The following is a 1,162-nucleotide window of genomic DNA, read 5'->3' as shown; positions in this document are numbered from 1 at the left end:
CCCTAATTGTCAAGTCAAGTGCAACAAAGATGTTCCTCTGATTAAGTGAGTATCTTTCAAGCTGTTTGAGTTAGCTCAAACAGCTTTTTTGCGGACTGATAGCCATGAATTCGTCTAGGTCTTTCATTGATAGCCTTTGTATAGTCCTCTAAAAGATTCTGATTTAGTTCTTTTAACGAACACCCCTTCGGAATGAACTCTCTTAGTAGTCCATTGAAATTCTCATTTGTACCTCGTTCATAAGATGAATAGGCATGTGCAAAATAAACATCTAATCCCTCTATCTTACTCAATGATGAAAATTCGTTTCCATTATCTGCAGTTATGGACTTAATGGGATAAAGTTTCATACACTCTAAGACTGCTTGATTGACATACTCTGCTTTCTTTTCCACGAGTTTCTTTGTGACAGCATAGCGTGTTTGTCGTTCTACCAAGGTTAGAATAGAAGGTTCTCCTATTGTCTTTCCACCCAGAACAGAATCGATTTCCCAATCTCCAAAACGGGAACGATTATTGATTTCTTCTGGCCTTTCTTCAATTGACTTTCCTAGATGTTTCTTGGTAGAGGGGCGCTTGGTAAATTTCTTACGGATCCGCACTGCTCTTGGCAAATCAATGACCTTAATCTCTAACAATCCTTGATGGATATAGTTATAGAGCGTCTTGGTTGAAGGAACAACTGCATCTACATGTTGGAGTCTATAGGTATGAACAAAGGTATCCACGCTATGCACCCTTGGTTTCTCTCTCATTGCTTCTGTAAATGCTCTCAGAAAGTCATCCGATACGGAATCCAGTTTCAAATAATAGCTGGCTTCTCTAGCATGACGATAACGGTTATGAGCAGCATCTGCATAATAGTGTTGGTAATAGACCTTTTGCCCATTTACTTTTTTCACTTGTGTTATGGAACCACGATTAATTTCACGAGTAATAGTAGAGCGATTTCTCCCTAGTCTACGAGCAATCTCAGCAGGTTTGAGTCCTACGCTTAAATAAGCTTCAATTTCCCCTCGCTCAGCTTCAGATAAGTGCTTGTATGATTGATTTGTGGTAGAATAATTAGTGGACATGTTCATCTTCCTTTATACTGTTTTTCGCAACTCTAGTATATCAGATGAACATGTCTTTTGTGTTGCACTTCATTTTACAATAGGGC

The 1,162-nt window shown here is 38.8% G+C and carries 1 protein-coding gene; it reads right to left on the bottom strand.

The window, feature by feature from the left end; translation table 11 throughout:
- Positions 1-56 precede the first annotated feature (56 nt).
- On the bottom strand, positions 57-1,076 hold the full coding sequence (locus HMPREF2571_RS00375) for an IS30-like element IS1139 family transposase (protein WP_171021848.1): 1,020 nt from the start codon (positions 1,074-1,076) through the stop codon (positions 57-59).
- Positions 1,077-1,162: the final 86 nt, after the last annotated feature.

Source organism: Streptococcus sp. HMSC068F04 (assembly GCF_001837455.1).
GTDB classification, from domain to species: domain Bacteria; phylum Bacillota; class Bacilli; order Lactobacillales; family Streptococcaceae; genus Streptococcus; species Streptococcus salivarius_D.
Note: the sequence above shows the minus strand (reverse complement) of the source record. Positions and strands in the feature narration are given on the sequence as shown.